Origin of the sequence: Pseudomonas salmasensis, from assembly GCF_014268375.2 — a bacterium.
In the GTDB taxonomy this organism is placed as follows: domain Bacteria; phylum Pseudomonadota; class Gammaproteobacteria; order Pseudomonadales; family Pseudomonadaceae; genus Aquipseudomonas; species Aquipseudomonas salmasensis.
The window spans coordinates 1285615-1306969 of record NZ_CP077083.1; the positions used below are offsets into that span (position 1 = coordinate 1285615).

The window sequence follows — 21355 nt, forward strand, 5'->3', positions numbered from 1 at the left end:
TCGGGTTTCATATGGCGCATGGTTCCATGATGTTTCATGGTGGCTGTGCGTATGGGCGCCTTCGGGCGCGCCGGTTTGCCATGTGGCCGGTCGACTAACCTGCGTACAGCCGCCACCCATTCGTTTAGTCGCGAGGGGTGTCAGCTCCAAACCATGTGGAGTTACACAATGAATAAAGTCCTACCCGATCCACCCCTCGATCCTGCAAAAGACCGTGCCGCGTTCAACCGCGCCATCGACCATTACCTGCCCAGCCAGGGTTTCCACAACGTCAACGACGACCTGAGTTTTGAAGATGCTTTGCTCTACACCGCCAGCCTGCTCGACAGCGCTTCGGCAACGGCGCTCGATTGCGGCGAGCTGCTGGATAGTCCGGGGCGGGCGAAGATTCTGGCGGTGTGGCATTTGTTGGAGATTGCCAAGACGACGGTAGATCGCTCTCTGTAGGAGCGAGCTTGCTCGCGAAAGACTCACAGGCGCCGCGTTTATTCAGGAGGCATGCGTTATCGTTGAGGTTTTTCGCGAGCAAGCTCGCTCCTACAGTGGTATTGATGCAAATACCTTGGTAGTTCAGGCGAACCGAGTCGATGCCATCGCAGCATAGGTATCTACACAACTTTGTGGGCTGTAACAACGGACGGTAACCACGATGCGAAGCGAGCCGCTCTTGGTCTGCTTTTGATCTTAGGCGCCCCGTTAAACCACGCTGGCCGGAATTCGACAGGGATTTGGGGGGTAAACCGGCAGGGATGCCGGTTTAGCCGCCCCGCGCCATGGATGGCGCGTGGCGGCGGCCCCCCAAATCACTGGCGGATTACGGGCACACCGAGCCTAAGCGAGGTGCCGAGTGGTGGGGCAAGAGCGTTTTGCTTACTTTGCCGCTTTTGCAAAGTGAGCCGCCGTCAGGGCGGAACCCTAGGTGGCCGTTACCTAAATAACGGATATATACCCGGTCCAACTGTGTTGACTGTCAGGCCGTCTTCGCAGGCAAGCCAGCTCCCACATTTGGATCGCAGTGCGTCAGTTAGAACAGCGTCGACTATCCGGCCGTCACGGGAGCAAGCTCCCTCGCCACAGGTCCCGCGTCGGCTCTAAATTGTGTAGATACCTATGGCCATAGCAGGCAAGCCAGCTCCCACATTGGATCGCAGTGCCTGAGCTAAATCCGTCGACGGCGGTTGAGTTGGGGGATGGCGGTTTGGGGGGCTTGCACGCGCGGGGACTGCGCTACCGTTTTCGCGGCCAATTGCGCCAGCGTGGGCTGGCTGAACAAGGTGCGTGCGTCCACGTCCAGCCCGGCCTTGCGCAGGCGGGCGACGAGGTTCACTGCCAGTAGGGAGTGCCCGCCCAGTTCAAAGAAGTGGTCATGGCGCCCTACCCGTTCGAGTTTCAACACGTCGGCCCAGATCTGGGCCATCAGGGTTTCCACCTCGCCCACTGGCGCTTCGTAGGCCCGGCTGAGCACAGCCTCCAGCCCTGGCGCTGGCAGGGCCTTGCGGTCGAGTTTGCCGGCGGGGTTGAGAGGCAGTGCGTCGAGTTGCACGAAGGCGGCCGGCACCATGTATTCCGGCAGGTGTTCCAGCACATGCTCACGCAAGGCTTGCAGGCTCGGCGCCTGGTCGCGCAGGGTGAAGTAGGCCACCAGGCGCTCATCGCAAATCAATACGGCCACCTCGTGCAACGCTGGGTGGGCGGCCAGGCGTGCTTCGATCTCGCCCAGTTCCAGGCGCACGCCGCGCAGTTTGACTTGAAAGTCGTTGCGCCCGAGGAATTCAAGCGTGCCGTCGGGCAGGTAGCGCACCAGGTCGCCGGTGCGATACAGGCGGTCGCCGGGTACGAAGGGGCTGTCGATAAAACGTTCGGCAGTCAGCTGCTCCAGGCCCAGGTAACCACGGGCAACGCCGACGCCGCCGATGTGCAACTGGCCGCTGATGCCCATGGGCACCGGCGCATCATGGGCGTCCAGCACGTACAGACGGGTGTTGTTGATGGGGCGGCCAATCGGCAGTTGCAGGGCAGGCACTGGCGCGCCGGGTTCGAGGGTCCAGGCGCTGCTGTCCACCGTGGCTTCGGTGGGGCCGTACACGTTATGCAAGCGCACCTTGGGCAAGCGCGCCTGTACGCCCCGGGCCAGGGCGGCGGTGAGTTCGCCCCCGCCGCACAGCACATCGGTGAGGCTGGTGCACAGGGCCGATGCGTCCAGGTCGAGAAACTGCTGCAACATGGCGGGCACGAACTTGATCACGCTGATCTGCTGCGTGCGAATCACCTGGGCCAGGTACGCCGGCTCACGGTGCCCATCGGGCCGCGCCAACACTAGGCGCATGCCGTTGCTCAACGGCCAGAACAGCTCCCACACAGAACCGTCGAAGCTGAACGGCGCGCGCTGCAACAAGGCGCCGCCTTCGGCGTTCGGGCACAGGTGCGAGCCCCACTGCAGCAGGTTGCCCAGGCCGCGATGCTCGATCATCACGCCCTTGGGCGTGCCGGTGGAACCCGAGGTGTACATCACGTAGGCGAGGTTGGCGACGCTCAAGCCGGGCACTTGTGGGTTGTCCATCGGTGCCTGGTTCCAGGCGCAGTGGTCGAAGTCGATCAGCGGGATCGAGACATCGCCCACCACTTTGCGGGTGGCGGCCTGTACCAGCAGCGCCACCGGCTGGCTGTCGGCAAGCATGTAGGCCAGGCGCTCGCGCGGGTAACCGGGGTCGAGGGGCACATAGGCACCGCCCGCCTTGAGAATACCCAGCAAGCCCACCACCAAGTCCAACCCTCGCTCCACACACAACGCCACCCGCGAGTCGGGCTGTACGCCGTGCTCGCGCAAGTGGAAGGCCAGTTGGTTGGCGCGTTCGTTGAGCTCGCGGTAGGTCAATGCCTGCTCATCCGTCTGCACCGCGATGGCATCGGGGATTCGCCGCGCATGGGCTTCAAACAGCGCTTGCACGGTCAACGTGTGCGGGTAGTCGGTGGCGGTCGCGTTGAAGTCCACCAGCAACCTGTGCAGTTCGCTGGCGGGCAATACTGGCACCTCGCGCAGCGGCATTTTCGGCGTATTTTCCAGTGCGTCCACCAGGCCGTTCAGCGTGGTGTCCAGGTAGTCCAAGACCCGTTCAGCGCCGACTGCGCGTGGCGTTTTAGCCTTGAGCCGCAAGCCGCTGCCCAGGTCGTCCACCGTGAGCATCAACGGGTAACTGAGGATGTCTTCACTGCTGAGCAAGGCAATGCCGGGCACCAGGTTCAGCTCGGGGTCGGCCGAGGTGTGACGGTAGTTGAGCAGGCTGTTGAACAGCCCCGTCACCCCACTGCAGCGCTGGGCCAATGCCAGGGACGCCTGTTCATGGGCGAGCAAGGCACTCAGTTGCGCGTGGGTGTCGTGCAGCGCCTGTGCCACGTTTTGCCCGGCCAGCCGCAGGCGCAGCGGCAAGGTGTTGATGAACATGCCCAAGGCCCGCTCGGCACCCTCGCCGGCTTGCAAACGGCCGAGCAGCACCGTGCCGAACACCACATCTTCGCGGCCCGCGACACGGCTGAGCACCTGGGCCCAGGCCAGGTGGAACAGGCTCGCAGCACTCACCCCCAGGGCTCGGGCCTGGCTGCGCAGGCGCACATTGAGCGTGTCGCTGAGCGCGCGTTGCGCCTCTTCGGTCTCGGCGCGATTGGCCTGGCGCTCCTGCAGGCCGAACGCCAAGGTCGGCTCATCCACATCCGGCAGACGCGCTCGAAAGAACGCCTCGTGAGTTGCCTGGCGAGCCGCTGAACGGGCCTGCGCCACCATGTTGCGATAAGGCACGGGCGCGGGCAGTTGCGCCTGTTGGCCCAGCAAATGGGCACGAATCTCGTCCACCAGCAACGTGGTCGACGTGGCATCGTTGACCAGATGATGAAAGCGCAGCCTGGCGACCCAACGCTGGTGCTGGGGCTCCTCTGCGTAATCCAGGGCCATCAGCGGCGCCTGGCGCAAGTCCAGGGGTTGCGCCGGTTCACGCAGCGGTTCGACCCGCAGCTGCGCCTGGCGCCACACCACCTGCATCGGTTGTTCAAGGGCATCCCACGCCAGGCTGGTGCGCAAAATATCGTGGCGATTGATCACCTGTTGCAGGGCGCTGGCGAAGGCCTCCAGTTGCTCGCGGCGCGCAAAACTGAACAGCGCCTGTTGCTGGTACGGGTCGTGTGCTTCGGTGAGGTGGTGGTAGAGCAACCCTTCCTGCAACGGCGCCAGGGGATAGATGTCCTGCACGTTGGCGGCACCACCGGGGATGCCGGCGACGATGCGGTCGAGGCTGGGCTGATCGAGTTCGGCCAGGGCGAGCAAGTCCGTGGTGATATGGGTGCAACCGGCCGGGATTCGATTGGCCGGCACCGCCTGTTCGTGACCGACACACGCCGCCGCCAGCGCCGCCACGGTGGGCTGGCCGAACAGCACCTTCACATCGGCGCGCAGGCCGGCCTCGCGCATACGCTGCACCAGCTGCACCGCTAACAGCGAATGCCCGCCCAGCTCAAAGAAATGGTCATGCCGGCCCACTGGCTGCACGTGCAGCAACTCGGACCAGATCTGCGCCAGTGTGGTTTCCACGCCCTCCTGTGGCGCTTCGAAGCAGCGGGTGATAAAGGCTTCCTGGGTCGGCGACGGCAAGGCCCGGCGGTCGAGCTTGCCGTTGGCGGTGAGGGGCAAGGCGTCGAGGCGCACGTAAGCCGCGGGCAGCATGTAGTCCGGCAGCGAGGCTTGCAGGTGGGTGCGCAGTGCTTCGATTTCCACAGGCTGACGTGGCACAAACCACGCCCATAATTGCCCGTCGCGAAACTGCACCACTGCATCCTGAAGCGCCGGATGGCTGGCCAGGGCCGACTCGATTTCTCCCAGTTCAATGCGCACGCCACGGATTTTCACCTGGTCGTCATTGCGCCCCAGGTAGTCGAGATTGCCGTCTGGCAGCCAGCGCGCCAGGTCGCCGGTGCGGTACAGGCGAGCGCCGCTGAAAGGGTCATCAAGAAACCGTTCGGCACTGAGTTCCGGACGGTTCAGGTAGCCCCGCGCCACGCCATTGCCGCCAACGTACAACTCCCCCGCCACGCCAATCGGCACCGGGCGTTGTTGCGCGTCCAGCAGGTAGACCTGGGCATTGGCGACCGGCGCGCCGATATGCAACGGCTGGCCCACCTCGACACGCCCCGAGGTCGCCACAACGGTGGCTTCGGTGGGGCCATAGTTGTTCACCACCGCAAACGTCTGCGCCTGGGTGAAGGTGCGCAGGCGGTCGCCGCCGATCAGCAAGGTGCGCAAGGTGGGATGCCCCAGCCCCTGGCTGAACGCATATTCGGCCACAGGTGTGGGCAGGAAACACACCTCCAACGGTTGCAAGCGCCACCAGTGAAGCAACGCGTCAATATCTTCCGCGCCTTCATGGGCGGGCGGCAGGTGCAAGGTCGCACCCACGCACAACGCCGGCCAGACCTCCCAGGCCATGGCATCAAAACCGAAGCCGGCGACGCTGGCGGTGTGGCTGCCCGCGTGCAGGTCGAACGCCTGGCAATGCCAATCCACCAGGTTCGACACGCTGTGATGTTCGACCATCACGCCCTTGGGCAAGCCGGTGGAACCCGAGGTGTAAATCACATAAGCCAGGTTCGACGGCGTGACTGCAACCTGAGGGTTGCTGTCGATGGACGCATTGCCAGGCTCCAGCGCGATCATCGGTACCGTCGAGACGGGCAGACGCTGGCGTAAATCGTGCTGGGTCAGGATGGCCACGGGCGCGCTGTCGTGCAGCAGGTACTCCAGGCGTTCGGCGGGATGGGCCGGGTCCAGCGGCACGTAGCAGGCGCCGGATTTAAGGATCGCCAACAGCCCCGCCAAGGTGTCGGGGCCACGCCGGGCCAGGATCGCGACGCGGTCATCGGGCTGTACGCCGAGCGCCACTAATTGGTGGGCCAGCGTATTGGCCTGGCGGTTAAGTTGGGTGTAGCTCAGTGAGCAGTCCTGATACACCGCCGCAATAGCATGGGGCGTACGTGCGGCCTGGGCTTCAATGCGCTGGTGCAGGGTGTGCGGCGTGGCATTGGGCTGCGCAGTGGCGTTCCAGTGCTGCAATCGGGCCTGCTCGTGGGGCAACAGCATGGAAAACTCACCGATGGGCAGCGCAGTGTCTTCCAGCCCCTGTTCCAGCAGCCCGATGAAACGCTGGGCCAACGCCTGCACGTCGCCCGCCTGGAAATACGCCTCGTTGTAGACACAATGCAGCCAGGCATTGTCCTGGTAACGATGGCTGCGCAGGTGAATGGCGAGCGGTAGCGCTTCATGCTGATTGGAGACCTTGATCGCGCGGGCCTGGACCTGGCCGAAGCGCAGGTCGTGGTCGTCCTGCTCGAACGATACCGACACGTCGAACAGTTGCCCGCGATCCGTTCGGCGCAGGCCCAGCTCGCGGTTCATCTCACTCAACGGAAAGCGCTGATGACGAAAGTCCTGCTTGAGCTGATCACGAATGCCCCGCACCAGGGCGCCGAAAGACACGCCCTCGCTGAACGCAAAACGTACCGCGCTGACCTGGGTGAACAGGCCCACAGTGGCGCGAAAACGCGCGTTGGAGCGGTTGAGAATCGGCAGACCCACGCCCCATTCCTGCCGTTGGCTGGTGCGGGTGAAATACACATACATCGCCGCCAGCAACACATGAAAGGCCGACGCCTGGTAGTGGTTGGCAACCTGCTCCATGCGATTGAGCAACTGCACCGGGAAGTCTTGCACCCAGGTGTTGCTCGACGTCTTGGCGTTGTGCCTGGGGGTGAGCAGCGGCTCGGGCAGCACCTGGTATTTGCCCAGCCAATAGTCGCGGTCGCGGGCGTAGCGGGCCGATTGCAGGTAGCGCTGGTCGGTGTCGATAAAGTCGATGTAGGACGGCGCCAGCGGCTCGGTGTTGCGTCCCTGTTCCAGGGCGCTGTAGAGCTGCGCGAGGGATTGCAGCATCTGGCCGAAGCCCCAGCCGTCGAGGATCAGGTGATGGGCCTGGGTGCCAAGGCGGTAGTGATCATCGCCGAGTTTGACCAGGAAAAATCGGCACAAGGCCTCGCCGCTCAGGGCGTAGGGCCGGGCCATTTGTGCCTGCATCAAGGCTTGGGTTGCCGCGGATGGGTCGGGCAGCGCGGAGAAATCATGCAGCGCCATTTCCACCCTCAGCTCAGGGGCGAATGTTTGCCCCGGCAGGCCATTGGCGTCGGTGTGCAGTTGGGTGCGTAGCGCATCGTGCCGGGCCACCAGCAGTGCGATGGCCCGCTGCATGCGTTCGGGCGCGACGGTGCCGGCAAAATCCAGGTAGCCGCCAATGTTGTACAGCGGCGAGTCGCCCACGCGCAGTTGGTCGAGCCAAATGTCTTGTTGGGCGCCAGTGAGGGGGAAGCGGGCCGGCAGGCTGGAGGAATGCTGCATAAGATCCTTCTCATGGGGGTCAGGCACTGGCCGCGCAGAGGTGGCCCATTACACCGAAGTGGCCGGATTTGAGCATGGGCGCCGGGGGGTGTCTGACACCCGAAACCCGGACATTCAAATGGATGGATAGGCCCTGGCCGAACGTTCATGACTGGGACGATTAAAACGCTGTAGGAGATTGGCTATAGCTGATCCATACAGAACCTTTGGATAACCCCTTTAATTTATAAATTCTTCATTTACATCAACACGTTAAACAACACTAAAAATAACTTACGCCCGTACGTAGCCGGCTTTAATCACGAGAAACGTCGGTTTAATGGCGCAGTTTTTATGGCAGCTTGTGTCCCTCGTTTCCGCTACATACGTAGGACAAATCCCTATGGCTAAATAACATCTCGAACGCCGAGTTACGTTCAAGCAGTACGGAGCGCCCTGCGCAGGCCCTGGGCAACCGTTGACGGTTTTCGACATCAAGGATGAGATGGCTATGAGTCTGACCTCAAGTATTGGCGACACATGCGGCCCGCATTTTTACGCCGAAATGGGCGAGTTGATTTTAAACAGCGGCGACGAACATTTCGCTGCCACGATGTTGCAGTTGGTGGGCAAGTGGGTACCGGTTCATCTGGTGGACCTCAGCGAATGGACCCTGGATGAACTGCGCGACCGCGTGCTGGACATCAAGTTACTGGGCAGCGCCGGGGTGAAAACGGATTTGTCTGTGCCCCAGACCTTGCATGCGCTGAACGACCACCCGTTGCTGCAGCAGATGCTGCACATGCAAGACCCGCTGCTGATCCAGATGAACGCCAAGGCCAACAGCGCGCACCCGCGCGGCACTTCGCATCAGTGCAACTTGGTATCGCGCCAGAGCAACCGACGCTGTGTGATTTCGTTCTACCGCCCGCCGACCCAGCAGGGGTTTTCCCTGGCTGAGTTGTCGTTTCTCAAGTGCCTGTCGGACACGCTGTTGCCGTTGATGGAGCGGCACGCCCAGAGCCTGCGACAGGCGCCACATGCCGAGACTGAGCCTGCCCATACTCTGTTGGAACAATCGCAATTGCAGCGTGAGTTCTACAAGCGCTTGTCTTTGAGCGACATCACCCTTTCGGCCCGGGAACAGGAGGTATGCCTGGGCCTGCTGACCGGCGGCACCGTGCCGCAAATCGCACAGAAACTCAGTGTCAAAAACAGCTCGATCGAGACCTACCTCAAGCGCGCCGCCGCCAAGCTGGGCGTGAGCGGCCGGCATGGCCTGGCCAAATGGATGGTGGGCGCCTGATGAACAAAGAGACGCTGTGCACCCTCGGCATGGCCTGGATGCTCGGCGGTTGCTCGCTGATCCCCGAGTACCAGCGGCCAGCAGCACCGACGCCGGCACAGTTCCCCCAAGGCGGCGTCTACCGCCTGGCGCAGGCTGGCAACTTGGCGCAGAACCCGGACTGGCAGCAGCTGTTCCACGACCCAACGCTGCAACAGCTGATTGATGATGCACTGGTCAACAACCGCGACCTGCGGGTGGCAGCCCTGAATGTGCAGGCGTTCCAGGCGCAGTACCGTATCCAGCGCGCGGATTTGTTCCCAGCGATCTCTGCCACCGGCGCCGGCAAGCGCCAGAAGTTGCCAGGGAGCGTGACCGGCACCGGCAATTCAGCGATCACCTCCAACTATTCCGCCACCTTGGGCCTGAGCGCCTATGAGCTGGATTTGTTTGGCCGCGTGCGCAGCCTCAGCGAACAGGCGCTGCTCACGTACCTTGGCAGCAAACAAGCGCGGCGCAGCGCGCAATTGAGCCTGGTGGCCAATGTCGCCAATGCCTACCTCACCTGGCGGGCCGATCAGGAACTGCTGGCCCTGGCCGAGCAAACCCTGGTGGCCAACGACCACAGCTGGCAATTGACCCGCCGTAGCAAAAGCGCGGGCAAAGCCTCGGCGCTGGACGTGGTGCAAGCGCGCACAGCGGTAGAAAGCACTCGCGCCAGCGTGGCCCGCTATGAGCGCCAAGTGGCCCAGGACCTCAACAACCTCATCCTGCTGGTGGGTGGCCCGGTGAATGAACACTTGCCCGCGCGCCCACTGGCCGACGACTTGGTCGCCCGTGTGCCCGCCGGCTTGCCCTCGGACCTGTTGCAACGCCGCCCGGATATCCTCCAGGCCGAATACCAACTGCAGGCGGCCAACGCCAATATCGGTGCGGCCCGTGCCGCGTTCTTTCCTTCCGTGACCCTCACGGCAAACGCGGGCAGCACCAGCAAGGAGCTGTCGGGGCTGTTCAAGGGCGGCTCGGGCAGCTGGACCTTCCAGCCGCAGATCAACCTGCCGATTTTCAACGCGGGCAGCCTGCGCGCCAGCCTCGATTACGCCACGCTGCAAAAAGACATCACCGTGGCCCAGTACGAAAAATCCATCCAGGCTGCCTTCCAGGAAGTCGCCGACGGCCTCGCCGCACGCCAGACCTTCAACGACCAACTGGCGGCACAACAAGATTTCGTCGAGGCCAACCAGACCTATTACAACCTGGCCCAGCACCGCTACCGCAGCGGTGTGGACAGCAACCTGACGTTCCTCGATGCGCAGCGTTCGCTGTTCAGCGCGCAACAGGCACTGATCGTGGACCGGCTGGCGCAGTTGGTCGCCGAGGTGAACCTGTATACGGCGCTGGGTGGCGCGTGGACGCAATGGCCAAACCTGGCGGCTGCACGTTAAAGCAACTTCAGCCCAACCGCGGCATGACGGTTTGCATCGCGGTTATCCAATGGTTGTTTGTGCCCATAACTGTCCAGGAAGCCCCCCACAGCGACCATCGAATGAAACCCGCTGTTGACCGTGCCGATAGCGCCGTTGAGGAAGTCCTGGAGGGTTGCGGGCGCAACAAAGTCCTTCAAGCCCAGGCGACGCAATGCCTGCCCCGGATACTCGCCATCATTGAGGCTGCGTATGGCGGCGGCAAAACTCTTGTTGGCCTCCCCGTCGTTATTTTCGAGGTAGGCGCGTTTGGCACTGACGGCATATAGGAAATGAGCATTGACCAGAACATCGTTGGGCCGGTCGGTGCCGAAGTTGGCGCCGGCCTTGGCCTGCTTCAGTTCGTCATGGGTGATGTGCAGCTTGAACCCATCGCGCATGACAATGCGATAGCCGCTATCGGTGGCTTCAATGGTTTTGTAAATACCATAAGGGTTATGGCCGAACCTCATCATCGCGGCTTTAATGGCGGATATCGTCACGCAATTACCTTCGGCCAATTGGTAAAAGTCTTTGAAAATATCATTGGGTTTGATGCCCGTATTCGCAGGCGTACCTTTCAAGAATTCGTCACGTCTGACGGTGCGGTTATCGGTGAACTGCGCAGGCGAAGGTGTTGAATTGACTTCAGGTTTTAACCGCGCAGATAACAGCGCCAACAAACGCTCCAATTCGCCGACCAGGCGACTGAGTTGTTCAGAAGTTCCAGTTGGGGCAGATGCGTTGGCGAAGGGCAAAACACGTGGAGAAGTGACGGCGTCGCTTGCCCTGGCATGACCAAAAGCAGCAGTGTTAACAGAAGACACTAACATGTTGAATAACCCCTATTATTCACTAAATACTTTAAATCACCCGCGAAGCGTGACCACCTTCAATGACGGTGAAACCGGCTTGTTATATAACTGCCCCTCCATCATGCCCTCAATAATCACGCCATTCTTGTTTCTCCCACCCTTGTCCAACGGCACGCCGACCTGCGTGCCCAATGCACTGGCATCGATGACCTGAAGATGATCTTCAAGGCCCAGATAAGAGAGCGCCGCGTCTCCATCGATGCCGCCTCCGGCCCCCGACAGCACACCGGGATAAGTGCGATGGGCGTGGTATGCGCTGTCTTTGCCGTACAGGTTCATGAAGGGGTCCGTTGCGCTGTCGCGCTCAAGCTCCAGGTATTGACGCTTGCTCATCACAGCAAACAGAAATTGTGCGTCCTTGACCATGCCTTCATCGCCGCCACTGAATTTGGCCGCCTTGGCCGCCAGTTGCAGTTCTTCGCGGGTGATATGCAGCCTGAAGCCGTCCCGCATGGTCACGTCATAGCCGTCACCATGCGGGACGACTTCCTTGAAAATTCCGGCTGGGCTTTGCCCGAATGTGGCCATGGCCACCTTGATCGCGGCCACATGTTCTTCTCGGCCCAAGGTGCCCAGGTAAGGAAAGTTCTCATACGTGGCACGCAACCCGTTGCGCAGATCATCGGGCTTTTGCCCTTTGGGTGTGTCAGACAGAAACGTGGTGATTGGTTCCACGTTTTTATCTGAAAACATTTCAATAAGTTCGGTATCAAACGCGTTACGGGTACTGGCCAGGTTCGACCTGTTCATGAACGGGGCCAAGTGTTCTTTCCATTCACTTTTGACGGTTGGTCCAGTGTTCGCCACAGGCACGGTATTAACCAGCGGCCGGTGCGGCGAACTCACAGAAGAGGTGGGGTGAACCGCTACGGGTAGTTGTGTTTTTGCAGCCTCAGCGTCCTTGCTCATCCATGTTTTAAGTGCCACGACTAACGTGCCCAGCAACTTCAACAGCTCCCCCAGTTCTGCATCACGGTGTGAGTTAACGCTTGGGCCAATCGGAGGATGGGCCGATAACTTGTCATCGTAATTGAGTTGACGGGTAACGGAATGATCCAGCGTTTTAGCCGGCGGTGTGAAGGTTGAGTGCGCAGGAGCATAAGCAGGCTGAGTGTGCGTGAGCATTGAAGGGAGTCTCATATGATCGAAGGAGGATAATCGCGGACTGTCTAGCACTACTTGCCCACTGCCGAACCCTGCACTGAACAAGTACTCTTGCGTGGCCAGACGGTCAGAAAAGTTCCTGCTCGACAGGTAACACCATCCTTCTCGTTCAACGGATCACTATCAGCCAATTCCTCAGCGTTGCGCTTTGTGTCCGAACCACTTTCAGCGCATCCCCACCTGCCGTACCCGATACTCCCCCGGTGTCATCTGCGCGTATCGCAAGAAAAACCGGCTGAAATACGCCGGGTCCTTGAACCCCAGTTGGTAGCAGATTTCATTTGCCGAACTGCCGGTAAACAACAGCAGGCGCTTGGCCTCCTGCATCAGCCGCTCAAGGATCAGGCGTTTGGAGGGCAGGTCAGCGATGCGCCGGCACACTTCATTGAGCCGCGCCTGGGTCACCCCAATACTTTCGGCATAACGCGCCAACGGCCAATGTTCCAGGTAGTGGGCTTCGATCAGCTCGTTGAAACGATGGAAGATGCGCAGGTCTTCATGGGCTGTGGGGCGTGCCGGCTGGGCGTGGGCGCACAGGCGCAGCAGGCGGATCATGATCAGCCTTGTGAGGCTGTCGAGGGCGGCGGCGCGCCCTGCCCGCTCAGCGTTGATCTCACTGCACAGCGCCTCAAAGAGTTGCTCCAGCCCCTCGGCGTCGCCAGTCAACGCAACACAGGCCGCACCGGAGGCAAGGCTGGGGTCGGCGTCGATCAAACTCCACACCAACTGCTGGCGCACCGTCAACACATGCCCGTCGGCATCGGCTTCGGTGACAAAAGCATGGGCCACGGTGGGCGGCGTGAGGAAAAACATCGGCCCCGATTCGACGTACTGGCGGTCATCCAGATACACCCGCACCGCGCCACTCTTGACGTAATGCACCTGGAAAAACCGGTCATGGCGATGCACCGCCATGTTGCGCCCGAAAAAACCCGCCAGGTTGCCGAGCTTGTCGTAATGCACCTCGGCATCGCTGTAGCGCTGGTCGTAGACCTGCCCGATGTTGATGTTGGGGATCGGCTTCACGGGGCTCTCTTCTTGTTGTTGTGAGGCCAGCGCAGTGTGCCACGCTTGACGGTAGTTAACATATTAATTATAACATTAACAACTTAACGAACTGCCTACGCAGCCGTCGTCACCGCCAGGAGAAACGCATGAGCCGTACCCTGCATGATGTTGCCAGCGGCACCCTGTTCGGCGTTGCGCTGAACTACCAGGGCCTGCTGGACCAGCATCTCGCCGCCTTCCAACAGGCGCCCTACCAGAAGCCGCCGACCAAGCCGGTGTTGTTTATCAAGACGCCCAACACCCGCAATGCCCATGGCGGCGTCGTGCTGCAGCCTGCGGGCGAGCGCCTGCAACCGGGCCCGGCGTTGGGCGTGGTGATCGGCCAGCGCGCCAGCCGTGTCAGCCTGGAGAACGCCATGGCCCATGTGGCCGGCTATGTGGTGGTGAATGAATTCAGCCTGCCGGAAGACAGCTACTACCGCCCTGCCGTCAAAGCCAAATGCCGCGATGGGTTTTGCGCCCTGGGCCCACAGCTGGTTGCGCGGGATCAAGTGGCCAACCCCAACCAACTGAGCCTCAAGCTGTTCGTCAATGGCGAGCTGCGCCAGGAAAGCTCCACCGCTGACTGGGTACGGGACATCCCGCAATTGATCGCCGAGATCAGCGAGTTCATGACCCTGCACCCCGGTGACGTGTTGATCACCGGCACCCCGCAAGGCCGCGTGGACGTGCAGCCAGGAGACCAGGTTGAGGTCGACATCACCGGCATTGGCCGCCTGAGCAACACCATTGCAGCAGAGGCATCGGCATGAAACGCGCACGTATCCGCTTTGAAGGTGCAACCCACAACGTATTGGTGCAAGCCGACAGCAGCGTGCGCCTGGACGATGGCCGCGTGCTCACAGAACAGCAGGTGCAATGGCTGCCACCCGCCACCGGTAACATGTTTGCCCTGGGTTTGAACTACGCCGACCACGCCGCCGAACTGGCCTTTACACCGCCGACCGAACCGCTGGCTTTTATCAAATCGGTGGGCACCTACACCGGGCACCGCCAAGTCACCTGGCGCCCGGACAACGTCGCCTACATGCACTACGAGTGCGAGCTGGTGGCGGTGATCGGCAAGACCGCGCGCAACGTCAAACGCGCCGACGCCCTGGACTACCTGGCCGGTTACACGGTGTGCAACGACTACGCGATTCGCGACTACCTCGAAAATTACTACCGCCCCAACCTGCGCGTAAAAAACCGCGACGCCACCACCCCGGTGGGCCCGTGGATCGTCGACGTGGCCGATGTGCCCGACCCAGGCAACCTGAAATTGCGCACCTGGATCAACGGCGAACTGCGCCAGGAAGGCAGCACGAAAGACATGATTTTCGATATCCCCTACCTCATCGAATACCTGTCCAGCTTCATGACTCTGCAACCGGGCGACATGATCGCCACCGGCACGCCCGAGGGCCTGGCCGATGTGGTGCCGGGGGATGAAGTGGTGGTGGAAGTCGAAGGCGTGGGCCGCCTGGTCAACCGTATTGTCAGTGAGACGGAGTTTTTCTCCGCGCGCAAAGAGGCTTGAGCACCATGATCAAACACTGGATCAACGGCCGTGAGGTCGAAAGCAAAGACACCTTTATCAACTACAACCCGGCCACCGGCGAGGCCATCGGTGAAGTGGCCAGCGGCGGCGCCGAAGAAGTCGCCCAAGCCGTGGCGGCGGCCAAGGCGGCGTTTCCCAAGTGGGCCAATACGCCAGCCAAAGAGCGCGCACGCTTGATGCGCAAACTGGGCGAGCTGATCGAACAGAACGTGCCACACCTGGCCGAGCTGGAAACCCTGGACACCGGCCTGCCGATCCACCAGACCAAAAACGTGTTGATCCCGCGTGCCTCGCACAACTTCGATTTCTTCGCCGAAGTCTGCACGCGCATGGACGGCCACACCTACCCGGTGGACGACCAGATGCTCAACTACACCCTGTACCAGCCGGTAGGCGTGTGCGCGCTGGTGTCGCCCTGGAACGTGCCGTTCATGACCGCCACCTGGAAGACCGCGCCGTGCCTGGCGCTGGGCAATACGGCGGTGTTGAAGATGTCGGAGCTGTCGCCGCTGACCGCCAATGAACTGGGGCGCTTGGCGGTAGAAGCCGGGATCCCCAACGGCGTGCTCAATGTGATCCAAGGCTACGGCGCCACCGCGGGCGATACCTTGGTACGTCACCCGGACGTGCGGGCAATTTCCTTTACCGGCGGCACCGCCACCGGCAAGAAAATCATGCAGACCGCCGGCCTGAAAAAGTACTCCATGGAACTGGGCGGCAAGTCGCCGGTGCTGATTTTTGAAGACGCCGACCTGGAACGCGCCCTCGACGCCGCACTGTTCACGATCTTCTCCCTCAACGGCGAGCGTTGCACCGCTGGCAGCCGCATCTTTATCCAGGAAAGCGTCTACCCGCAATTTGTCGCCGAGTTCGCGGCGCGGGCCAAGCGCCTGATCGTCGGCGACCCTCAGGACCCGAACACCCAGGTCGGCTCGATGATCACCCAGGCCCATTACGACAAGGTCACCGGCTACATCAAGATCGGCCTGGAGGAAGGCGCCACGCTACTGGCCGGTGGTCTGGAGCGCCCGGCCAACTTGCCTGCGCACTTGAGCCGCGGCCAGTTTATCCAGCCCACGGTGTTTGCCGACGTGAATAACCGGATGCGCATCGCCCAGGAGGAAATCTTCGGCCCGGTGGTGTGCCTGATTCCGTTCAAGGATGAAGCCCAGGCGCTGCAACTGGCCAACGACACCGAATACGGGCTGGCCTCCTACATCTGGACCCAGGACATCGGCAAGGCCCACCGCCTGGCGCGCGGTATCGAAGCGGGCATGGTATTTATCAACAGCCAGAACGTGCGGGATTTGCGCCAGCCGTTCGGCGGGGTCAAAGGCTCGGGCACCGGGCGTGAAGGTGGCCAGTACAGCTTCGAAGTGTTTGCCGAGATCAAGAACGTGTGTATTTCCATGGGCAGTCATCACATTCCGCGCTGGGGCGTCTGAAGCCCGCATTGCCTGTAGGAGCGAGCTTGCTCGCGAAGCACCCGCAGGCACCGCTGGCTAACTGAAGCGCTGCGTTATCGTTGACGTTTTTCGCGAGCGAGCTCGCTCCTACAAAAGAATAATATTCAGGAGAATCATCATGGGCGAAGTGGTTCTGGCAGCCAAGATCTGCCACGTACCGTCGATGTACCTGTCGGAACTGCCCGGCAAGCATCACGGCTGTCGCGAAGCGGCCATTGCCGGGCACAAGGAAATCGGCCGGCGAGCCCGCGAACTGGGGGCCGACACCGCAGTGGTGTTCGACGTGCACTGGCTGGTCAACAGCGGTTATCACGTCAATTGCGGTGAACAGTTCCAGGGCACCTACACCAGCAACGAGCTGCCGCACTTCATCAAGAACATGGACTACGCCTACCCCGGCTGCCCCGAGCTGGGTGAGCTGATCGCCGCCGAAGCCAACCTGGCCGGCGTGCGCAGCATGGCCCATAACATCCCGAGCCTGGAGCTGGAATACGGCACCCTGGTGCCGATGCGCTACATGCACATGGGTGTGCCCGACGCAGAGAAATTCAAGGTGATTTCCATCGCCGCCTGGTGCGCCTGGCATCGCCTGGAAGACAGCTTTGCCTTCGGCGCCGCCGTGCGCCGGGCGATTGAAAAGAGCGACCGCAAGGTGCTGGTGCTGGCGTCCGGCTCGCTGTCCCATCGGTTCTCGGACGACCGCCAGGCTGAGGCGAATATCCACAACTGGACCCGCGAATTCGACAAGCAGGTGGACCTGCATGTCGTGGAAATGTGGAAGCAAGGCCGCTTCAAGGAGTTCTGCGCCATGCTGCCCGACTACGCCGAACACTGTTTTGGCGAAGGCAAGATGCACGACACCGCCATGCTCCTGGGCCTGCTGGGTGGGCCGGACTATGCCAAGCCGGCCGAGATCATCACGCCGCCGTTCGGCAGTTCGGGCACCGGCCAGATCAACGCGATTTTCCCGCTTTAACCCTGGGAGAGCCCCATGCCGCACTTTATCGCTGAATACACCGACAACCTCGAACAGCAGGCCGATTTGCCCGGCCTGTTTGAAAAAGTCCACCGCGTGCTGGGCGACAGCGGTGTGTTTCCGTTGGGCGGCATTCGCAGTCGCGGCGTGCGCCTGGACACCTGGCGCATGGCCGACGGCAAGCACGACTATGCCTTTGTGCACATGACCCTCAAGGTCGGCCATGGCCGCGACCTGGCAACCCGCGAGGCCGTCGCCCAAGCAGTGTTCGCGGTGATTACCGAGCACTTCGCCGAGCTGCAAGCGCAGCGGCTGTTGGCGCTGTCGTTCGAGATGATCGAGCTGCACCCGCAGCTCAACTTCAAGCAGAACAATGTGCACGCGTTCCTGAACAACCCGGCAAGCTGAAACGGCCCCGCCTCTCCCCCTGTAGGAGCGAGCTTGCTCGCGAAAAACCCACAGGCACCGCGGACCCAACAGCGCTGCGTTTTCGTTAACGTTTTTCGCGAGCAAGCTCGCTCCTACAACAACAAAAAGAACAACACCATGAGCACAGCCCATTCCACTGCAAGCCTGCAGCTTGCCGAGCACGACCGCACCCATCGTTTGGTGACCTGGCGCCTGATGCCCTTGTTGCTGGTGTGTTACCTGTTCGCCCATCTGGACCGCATCAACATCGGCTTTGCCAAGATGCAGATGAGCAGCGACCTGCACTTCAGCGACACCGTGTATGGCTTCGGCGCCGGCCTGTTTTTCATCGCCTACGCACTGTTCGGCGTGCCCAGCAACATTGCCCTGGACCGCGTCGGGCCACGGCGCTGGATCGCCTGCCTGATGGTGGTGTGGGGCTTGCTCTCCACCGGCATGCTGTGGGTGGAGAGCGCGCGCGGGTTCTACGTGCTGCGCTTTTTGCTGGGGGTGGCCGAGGCGGGTTTTTTCCCAGGGATCCTGGTGTTTCTCAACCGTTGGTATCCGGCACGCCGTCGCGGCCAGGTTACCGCCTTGTTTGCCATTGCGGTGCCCATGGCCGGGGTGTTGGGCGGGCCGATTTCCGGGGCGATCCTGGAGAACTTCCACGATGTCGGCAGCCTGCGCGGCTGGCAGTGGATGTTCCTGATCGAAGGTGCGCCCGTGGTGCTGCTGGGACTGGTGGTGCTCAAGTGGCTGCCGGACAGTTTCGAGTCGGTGCACTGGCTGACTGCCGAGCAAAAACAGCAACTGCGCACCCAATTGAGCAACGAGGAACAGCGCAAGACCATCACCTCGTTCGGCGGCATCCTGCGTGACCCGCAGGTGTGGCTGCTGGTGGCCGTGTACTTTGCGGTGATGCTGGCGGTCAACACCCTGGCGTTCTGGATGCCCACCCTGATCCACGGCGCCGGCATCGGCCGTGACAGCCAGGTGGGCTTGCTCAGCGCCGTGCCGTACCTGGCCGGCTGCTTCTTCATGCTCGGCTGCGGGCGCTCCTCCGACCGCCACCGCGAACGCCGCTGGCACCTGTGCGTGCCGTTGCTGATGGCGGCGCTCGGTATCGCCGTGGCGGGCCTGGCGCCCGGCAATGCGCTGCTGGTGATGAGCGGGCTGGTGGTTGCCGGCATGGGCGCCAGTGCCGCGCTGCCGATGTTCTGGCAACTGCCACCGGCGTTTCTCTCCCACACCACCCAGGCGGCGGGCATCGCCATGATCAGCTCGTTCGGCAGCATTGCCGCGTTCCTCGCGCCGTACCTGATCGGCTGGATGCGCGACGCCACCCAGAGCGCCAGCCTGGCCCTGTACGTACTCGCCCTGTTTATCGCCCTCGGTGGCTTGCTGGTGCTGCGCACCCAGGCCGCCATCGTCAACCCACACTAGAGACCGTTGCCATGCTCGACTCCCAGCAAATCCTCGCGGCCGCCGCCCACTTGGACCGCGCCGAACGCAGCCGCGAACAGGTGCGCCAGTTTTCCCTCGACTACCCCGGCATGACGATCGAGGACGCCTACGCCATCCAGCGTGAATGGGTCGCGCAAAAGATCAAGGCCGGGCGCACGCTCAAAGGCCACAAGATCGGCCTGACCTCACGGGCCATGCAGGTGTCGTCGAATATCACCGAACCCGATTACGGCGCCTTGCTCGACGACATGTTTTTCGACGAAGGCAGCGACATCCCCTTCGAGCGTTTCATCGTGCCACGGGTGGAAGTGGAACTGGCCTTCATCCTCGGCAAGCCGCTCAAGGGCCCCAACTGCACGGTGTTCGATGTGCTCGACGCCTCCGAATGGGTGATCCCGGCACTGGAAATCATCGACGCCCGCATCCAGCAGGTCGACCCGCACACCAACGCGACCCGCAAGGTGTTCGACACCATCTCCGACAACGCCGCCAATGCCGGTGTGGTGCTCGGCGGCCGCGCCGTGCGCCCCACCGAGATCGACCTGCGCAAGGTGCCGGCAGTGCTGTATCGCAATGGCGTGATCGAGGAGTCCGGGGTGTCGGCGGCGGTGCTCAACCACCCGGCCAAAGGCGTGGCGTGGCTGGCCAACAAGCTGGCGCCCTATGACGTCACCCTGCTGCCCGGCCAGGTGATTCTCGGCGGCTCGTTTACCCGCCCGGTGGCGGCCCGCCCTGGCGATACCTTCCACGTCGACTACGACCTGCTCGGCTCGATTGCCTGCCGCTTCGTCTGAACCCAGGAGTGCTGTCATGGACATGCCTGTCAACCGCTTCAAGCAACGCCTGCACCACGGCGAGGTACAGATCGGCCTGTGGCTGGGCCTTGCCAACGCCTACTGCGCGGAACTGGCCGCCAACGCCGGTTTCGACTGGCTGCTGATCGACGGCGAACATGCGCCCAACCAGTTGGGGGACATGCTCGCGCAGTTACAGGCCATCGCGCCCTACCCCAGCCAGGCGTTGATTCGCCCGGTGATCGGCGACACGGCGCTGATCAAGCAACTGCTGGATATCGGCGCGCAGACGCTGTTGGTGCCCATGGTGGAAAGCGCCGCCCAGGCCCGGGAACTGGTGCGCGCCCTGCGCTACCCGCCCCAGGGTATTCGCGGGGTGGGCAGCGCCCTGGCCCGTGCTTCGCGCTGGAACAGCATCGCCGATTACCTCGACCAGGCCGATGCGCAGATGTGCCTGCTGGTGCAGATTGAGAATGCCGAGGGCCTGGCCAATCTGGACGCTATCGCCGCCGTCGAAGGCGTGGACGGTGTATTTATCGGCCCGGCAGATTTGAGCGCGTCCATGGGCCATCGCGGTAATCCTGGGCATCCTGAAGTGCAGGCGGCGATTGAGGACGCCATCGTGCGTATCGTCAAGGCGGGTAAGGCGGCAGGGATTCTCAGCGCGGATGAAAATCTCGCACGACGCTATATCGCGTTGGGGGCGACGTTCGTGGCGGTGGGGGTGGACACCACGGTGTTGATGCGGGGGCTGCAAAGCCTGGCCGGGAAGTTCAAAGACATTCCGGTGGCTACCCATACCGGTGGCGTGTACTGAGATCCAATGTGGGAGCTGGCTTGCCTGCGATAGCGGTGTATCAGCGACAAATAAGCCAGCTGACCCGGCGCTATCGCAGGCAAGCCAGCTCCCACAGTTGATCGGTGGTGGTTCAGCAATTGAGTCAGCGCTTGATGTTCTTCAAGTCATCCAGCAAACCTAACAGCATCTGGAATTTCTCTTCACCAAACTGATCCTGCAAACGCTGGTAGTTGGCCTCCATGCACTGGCTCATGGACTCGAAACTCGCCTTGCCCTTGTCCGCCAGGGTAATCAGCACGCGGCGCTGGTCCTGTTCGGCCTTGCGCCGGTGCACCATGCCGGCCGCTTCCATGCGCACCAGCACGCCGGTCATGCTCGGCTTGAGGATGCAGGCCAGTTCCGCCAGTTGGTAAATCTCTAACTCACCGTGCTGCTTAAGGATGCGGATGATGCGCCATTGCTGTTCGGTCAGGCCGTGTTCATTCAGGGAAGGACGGAAAAAACTCATCGCGGCCTCGCGCGCTTGCAGCAAGGCCAGGGTCAGGGATTGTCGAGGTGTGGACATAGGGCTCAGGGTCACGAAGTATTTAGTTAATAGTTTAACGAAACTCTAACATTCCCGGCCGGCGAGCGCGCTATAACTTG

16 protein-coding genes are annotated in these 21355 nt (G+C 61.9%); 11 read left to right on the top strand and 5 right to left on the bottom strand.

The genetic code is table 11. From position 1 onward, the window contains the following. Positions 1–168: 168 nt before the first annotated feature. Entirely contained in the window at positions 169–447 is a 279-nt protein-coding gene (locus HU731_RS05350; RefSeq protein ID WP_186607715.1) for a DUF6124 family protein, read from the top strand. A gap of 712 nt (positions 448–1159) precedes the next feature. On the opposite strand, the gene HU731_RS05355 is transcribed toward HU731_RS05350, so the two are convergent. Beyond that, positions 1160–7429: a non-ribosomal peptide synthetase gene (locus HU731_RS05355; RefSeq protein ID WP_186607714.1), complete on the bottom strand. Its 6270-nt coding sequence runs from the start codon at positions 7427–7429 to the stop codon at positions 1160–1162. Positions 7430–7919: 490 nt separating this feature from the next. On the opposite strand from HU731_RS05355, the gene HU731_RS05360 reads away from it, so the two are divergent. Both HU731_RS05360 and HU731_RS05365 read left to right on the top strand, forming a co-directional pair. Continuing rightward, entirely contained in the window at positions 7920–8714 is a 795-nt protein-coding gene (locus tag HU731_RS05360) for a helix-turn-helix transcriptional regulator (protein ID WP_186607713.1), read from the top strand. Continuing rightward, positions 8714–10138: an efflux transporter outer membrane subunit gene (locus tag HU731_RS05365; RefSeq protein WP_186607712.1), complete on the top strand. Its 1425-nt coding sequence runs from the start codon at positions 8714–8716 to the stop codon at positions 10136–10138. Before HU731_RS05360 ends, HU731_RS05365 begins: the two co-directional genes overlap by 1 nt. Here the strand turns inward: HU731_RS05365 and HU731_RS05370 are convergent. From HU731_RS05370 to hpaA, 3 genes are all read right to left on the bottom strand, one after another. Continuing rightward, complete coding sequence (locus HU731_RS05370; protein ID WP_225931608.1) at positions 10135–10989, bottom strand: hypothetical protein; 855 nt, start codon at positions 10987–10989, stop codon at positions 10135–10137. The two genes, HU731_RS05365 and HU731_RS05370, sit on opposite strands and share 4 nt — an antisense overlap. 36 nt (positions 10990–11025) lie before the next feature. After that, positions 11026–12156 carry a type III secretion protein gene (locus HU731_RS05375; RefSeq protein WP_186607711.1) on the bottom strand — a complete coding sequence of 377 codons (1131 nt, stop codon included), beginning with the start codon at positions 12154–12156 and terminating at the stop codon, positions 11026–11028. A 204-nt stretch (positions 12157–12360) separates the two neighbouring features. After that, positions 12361–13221 carry a 4-hydroxyphenylacetate catabolism regulatory protein HpaA gene (gene hpaA, locus HU731_RS05380; protein WP_032896391.1) on the bottom strand — a complete coding sequence of 287 codons (861 nt, stop codon included), beginning with the start codon at positions 13219–13221 and terminating at the stop codon, positions 12361–12363. A 128-nt stretch (positions 13222–13349) separates the two neighbouring features. Here hpaA and HU731_RS05385 point away from each other — a divergent pair, with 128 nt between their 5' ends. The 8 genes from HU731_RS05385 to hpaI all read left to right on the top strand — a co-directional run bounded on the left by HU731_RS05385 (position 13350) and on the right by hpaI (position 20728). Further along, positions 13350–14015: a fumarylacetoacetate hydrolase family protein gene (locus HU731_RS05385; protein WP_186607710.1), complete on the top strand. Its 666-nt coding sequence runs from the start codon at positions 13350–13352 to the stop codon at positions 14013–14015. Beyond that, positions 14012–14782 carry a fumarylacetoacetate hydrolase family protein gene (locus HU731_RS05390; protein WP_186607709.1) on the top strand — a complete coding sequence of 257 codons (771 nt, stop codon included), beginning with the start codon at positions 14012–14014 and terminating at the stop codon, positions 14780–14782. Before HU731_RS05385 ends, HU731_RS05390 begins: the two co-directional genes overlap by 4 nt. 5 nt (positions 14783–14787) lie before the next feature. After that, a complete protein-coding gene (gene hpaE / locus HU731_RS05395) occupies positions 14788–16248 on the top strand; it encodes a 5-carboxymethyl-2-hydroxymuconate semialdehyde dehydrogenase (protein ID WP_186607708.1) in 1461 nt (486 codons plus the stop codon). 139 nt (positions 16249–16387) lie between these two features. Beyond that, the gene (gene hpaD, locus HU731_RS05400) at positions 16388–17245 is read left to right on the top strand and encodes a 3,4-dihydroxyphenylacetate 2,3-dioxygenase (RefSeq protein ID WP_186527063.1); all 858 of its coding nucleotides are present in this window, start codon (positions 16388–16390) and stop codon (positions 17243–17245) included. 15 nt (positions 17246–17260) lie between these two features. Further along, on the top strand, positions 17261–17653 hold the full coding sequence (locus tag HU731_RS05405) for a tautomerase family protein (RefSeq protein WP_186607707.1): 393 nt from the start codon (positions 17261–17263) through the stop codon (positions 17651–17653). 138 nt (positions 17654–17791) lie between these two features. After that, complete coding sequence (locus tag HU731_RS05410) at positions 17792–19096, top strand: MFS transporter (protein ID WP_186607706.1); 1305 nt, start codon at positions 17792–17794, stop codon at positions 19094–19096. Positions 19097–19107: 11 nt separating this feature from the next. Next, entirely contained in the window at positions 19108–19911 is an 804-nt protein-coding gene (hpaH, locus tag HU731_RS05415) for a 2-oxo-hept-4-ene-1,7-dioate hydratase (protein ID WP_186607705.1), read from the top strand. Positions 19912–19927: 16 nt separating this feature from the next. After that, positions 19928–20728, top strand: coding sequence for a 4-hydroxy-2-oxoheptanedioate aldolase (hpaI, locus tag HU731_RS05420; RefSeq protein ID WP_186607704.1), 801 nt, complete (start codon positions 19928–19930; stop codon positions 20726–20728). 124 nt (positions 20729–20852) lie between these two features. Here hpaI and hpaR read toward each other — a convergent pair whose 3' ends face one another. Then, positions 20853–21275, bottom strand: a complete 423-nt coding sequence (gene hpaR / locus HU731_RS05425) for a homoprotocatechuate degradation operon regulator HpaR (protein WP_186607703.1) — start codon at positions 21273–21275, stop codon at positions 20853–20855. Between the last annotated feature and the right edge of the window lie 80 nt (positions 21276–21355).

Bases quoted from the DNA above. Each gene is read 5' to 3' on its own strand.
- HU731_RS05350 (WP_186607715.1), top strand. From the start codon at position 169: ATGAATAAAGTCCTACCCGATCCACCCCTCGATCCTGCAAAAGACCGT.
- HU731_RS05355 (WP_186607714.1), bottom strand. From the start codon at position 7,429: ATGCAGCATTCCTCCAGCCTGCCGGCCCGCTTCCCCCTCACTGGCGCC.
- HU731_RS05360 (WP_186607713.1), top strand. From the start codon at position 7,920: ATGAGTCTGACCTCAAGTATTGGCGACACATGCGGCCCGCATTTTTAC.
- HU731_RS05365 (WP_186607712.1), top strand. From the start codon at position 8,714: ATGAACAAAGAGACGCTGTGCACCCTCGGCATGGCCTGGATGCTCGGC.
- HU731_RS05370 (WP_225931608.1), bottom strand. From the start codon at position 10,989: ATGTTAGTGTCTTCTGTTAACACTGCTGCTTTTGGTCATGCCAGGGCA.
- HU731_RS05375 (WP_186607711.1), bottom strand. From the start codon at position 12,156: ATGCTCACGCACACTCAGCCTGCTTATGCTCCTGCGCACTCAACCTTC.
- HU731_RS05385 (WP_186607710.1), top strand. From the start codon at position 13,350: ATGAGCCGTACCCTGCATGATGTTGCCAGCGGCACCCTGTTCGGCGTT.
- HU731_RS05390 (WP_186607709.1), top strand. From the start codon at position 14,012: ATGAAACGCGCACGTATCCGCTTTGAAGGTGCAACCCACAACGTATTG.
- hpaE (WP_186607708.1), top strand. From the start codon at position 14,788: ATGATCAAACACTGGATCAACGGCCGTGAGGTCGAAAGCAAAGACACC.
- hpaD (WP_186527063.1), top strand. From the start codon at position 16,388: ATGGGCGAAGTGGTTCTGGCAGCCAAGATCTGCCACGTACCGTCGATG.
- HU731_RS05405 (WP_186607707.1), top strand. From the start codon at position 17,261: ATGCCGCACTTTATCGCTGAATACACCGACAACCTCGAACAGCAGGCC.
- HU731_RS05410 (WP_186607706.1), top strand. From the start codon at position 17,792: ATGAGCACAGCCCATTCCACTGCAAGCCTGCAGCTTGCCGAGCACGAC.
- hpaH (WP_186607705.1), top strand. From the start codon at position 19,108: ATGCTCGACTCCCAGCAAATCCTCGCGGCCGCCGCCCACTTGGACCGC.
- hpaI (WP_186607704.1), top strand. From the start codon at position 19,928: ATGGACATGCCTGTCAACCGCTTCAAGCAACGCCTGCACCACGGCGAG.
- hpaR (WP_186607703.1), bottom strand. From the start codon at position 21,275: ATGTCCACACCTCGACAATCCCTGACCCTGGCCTTGCTGCAAGCGCGC.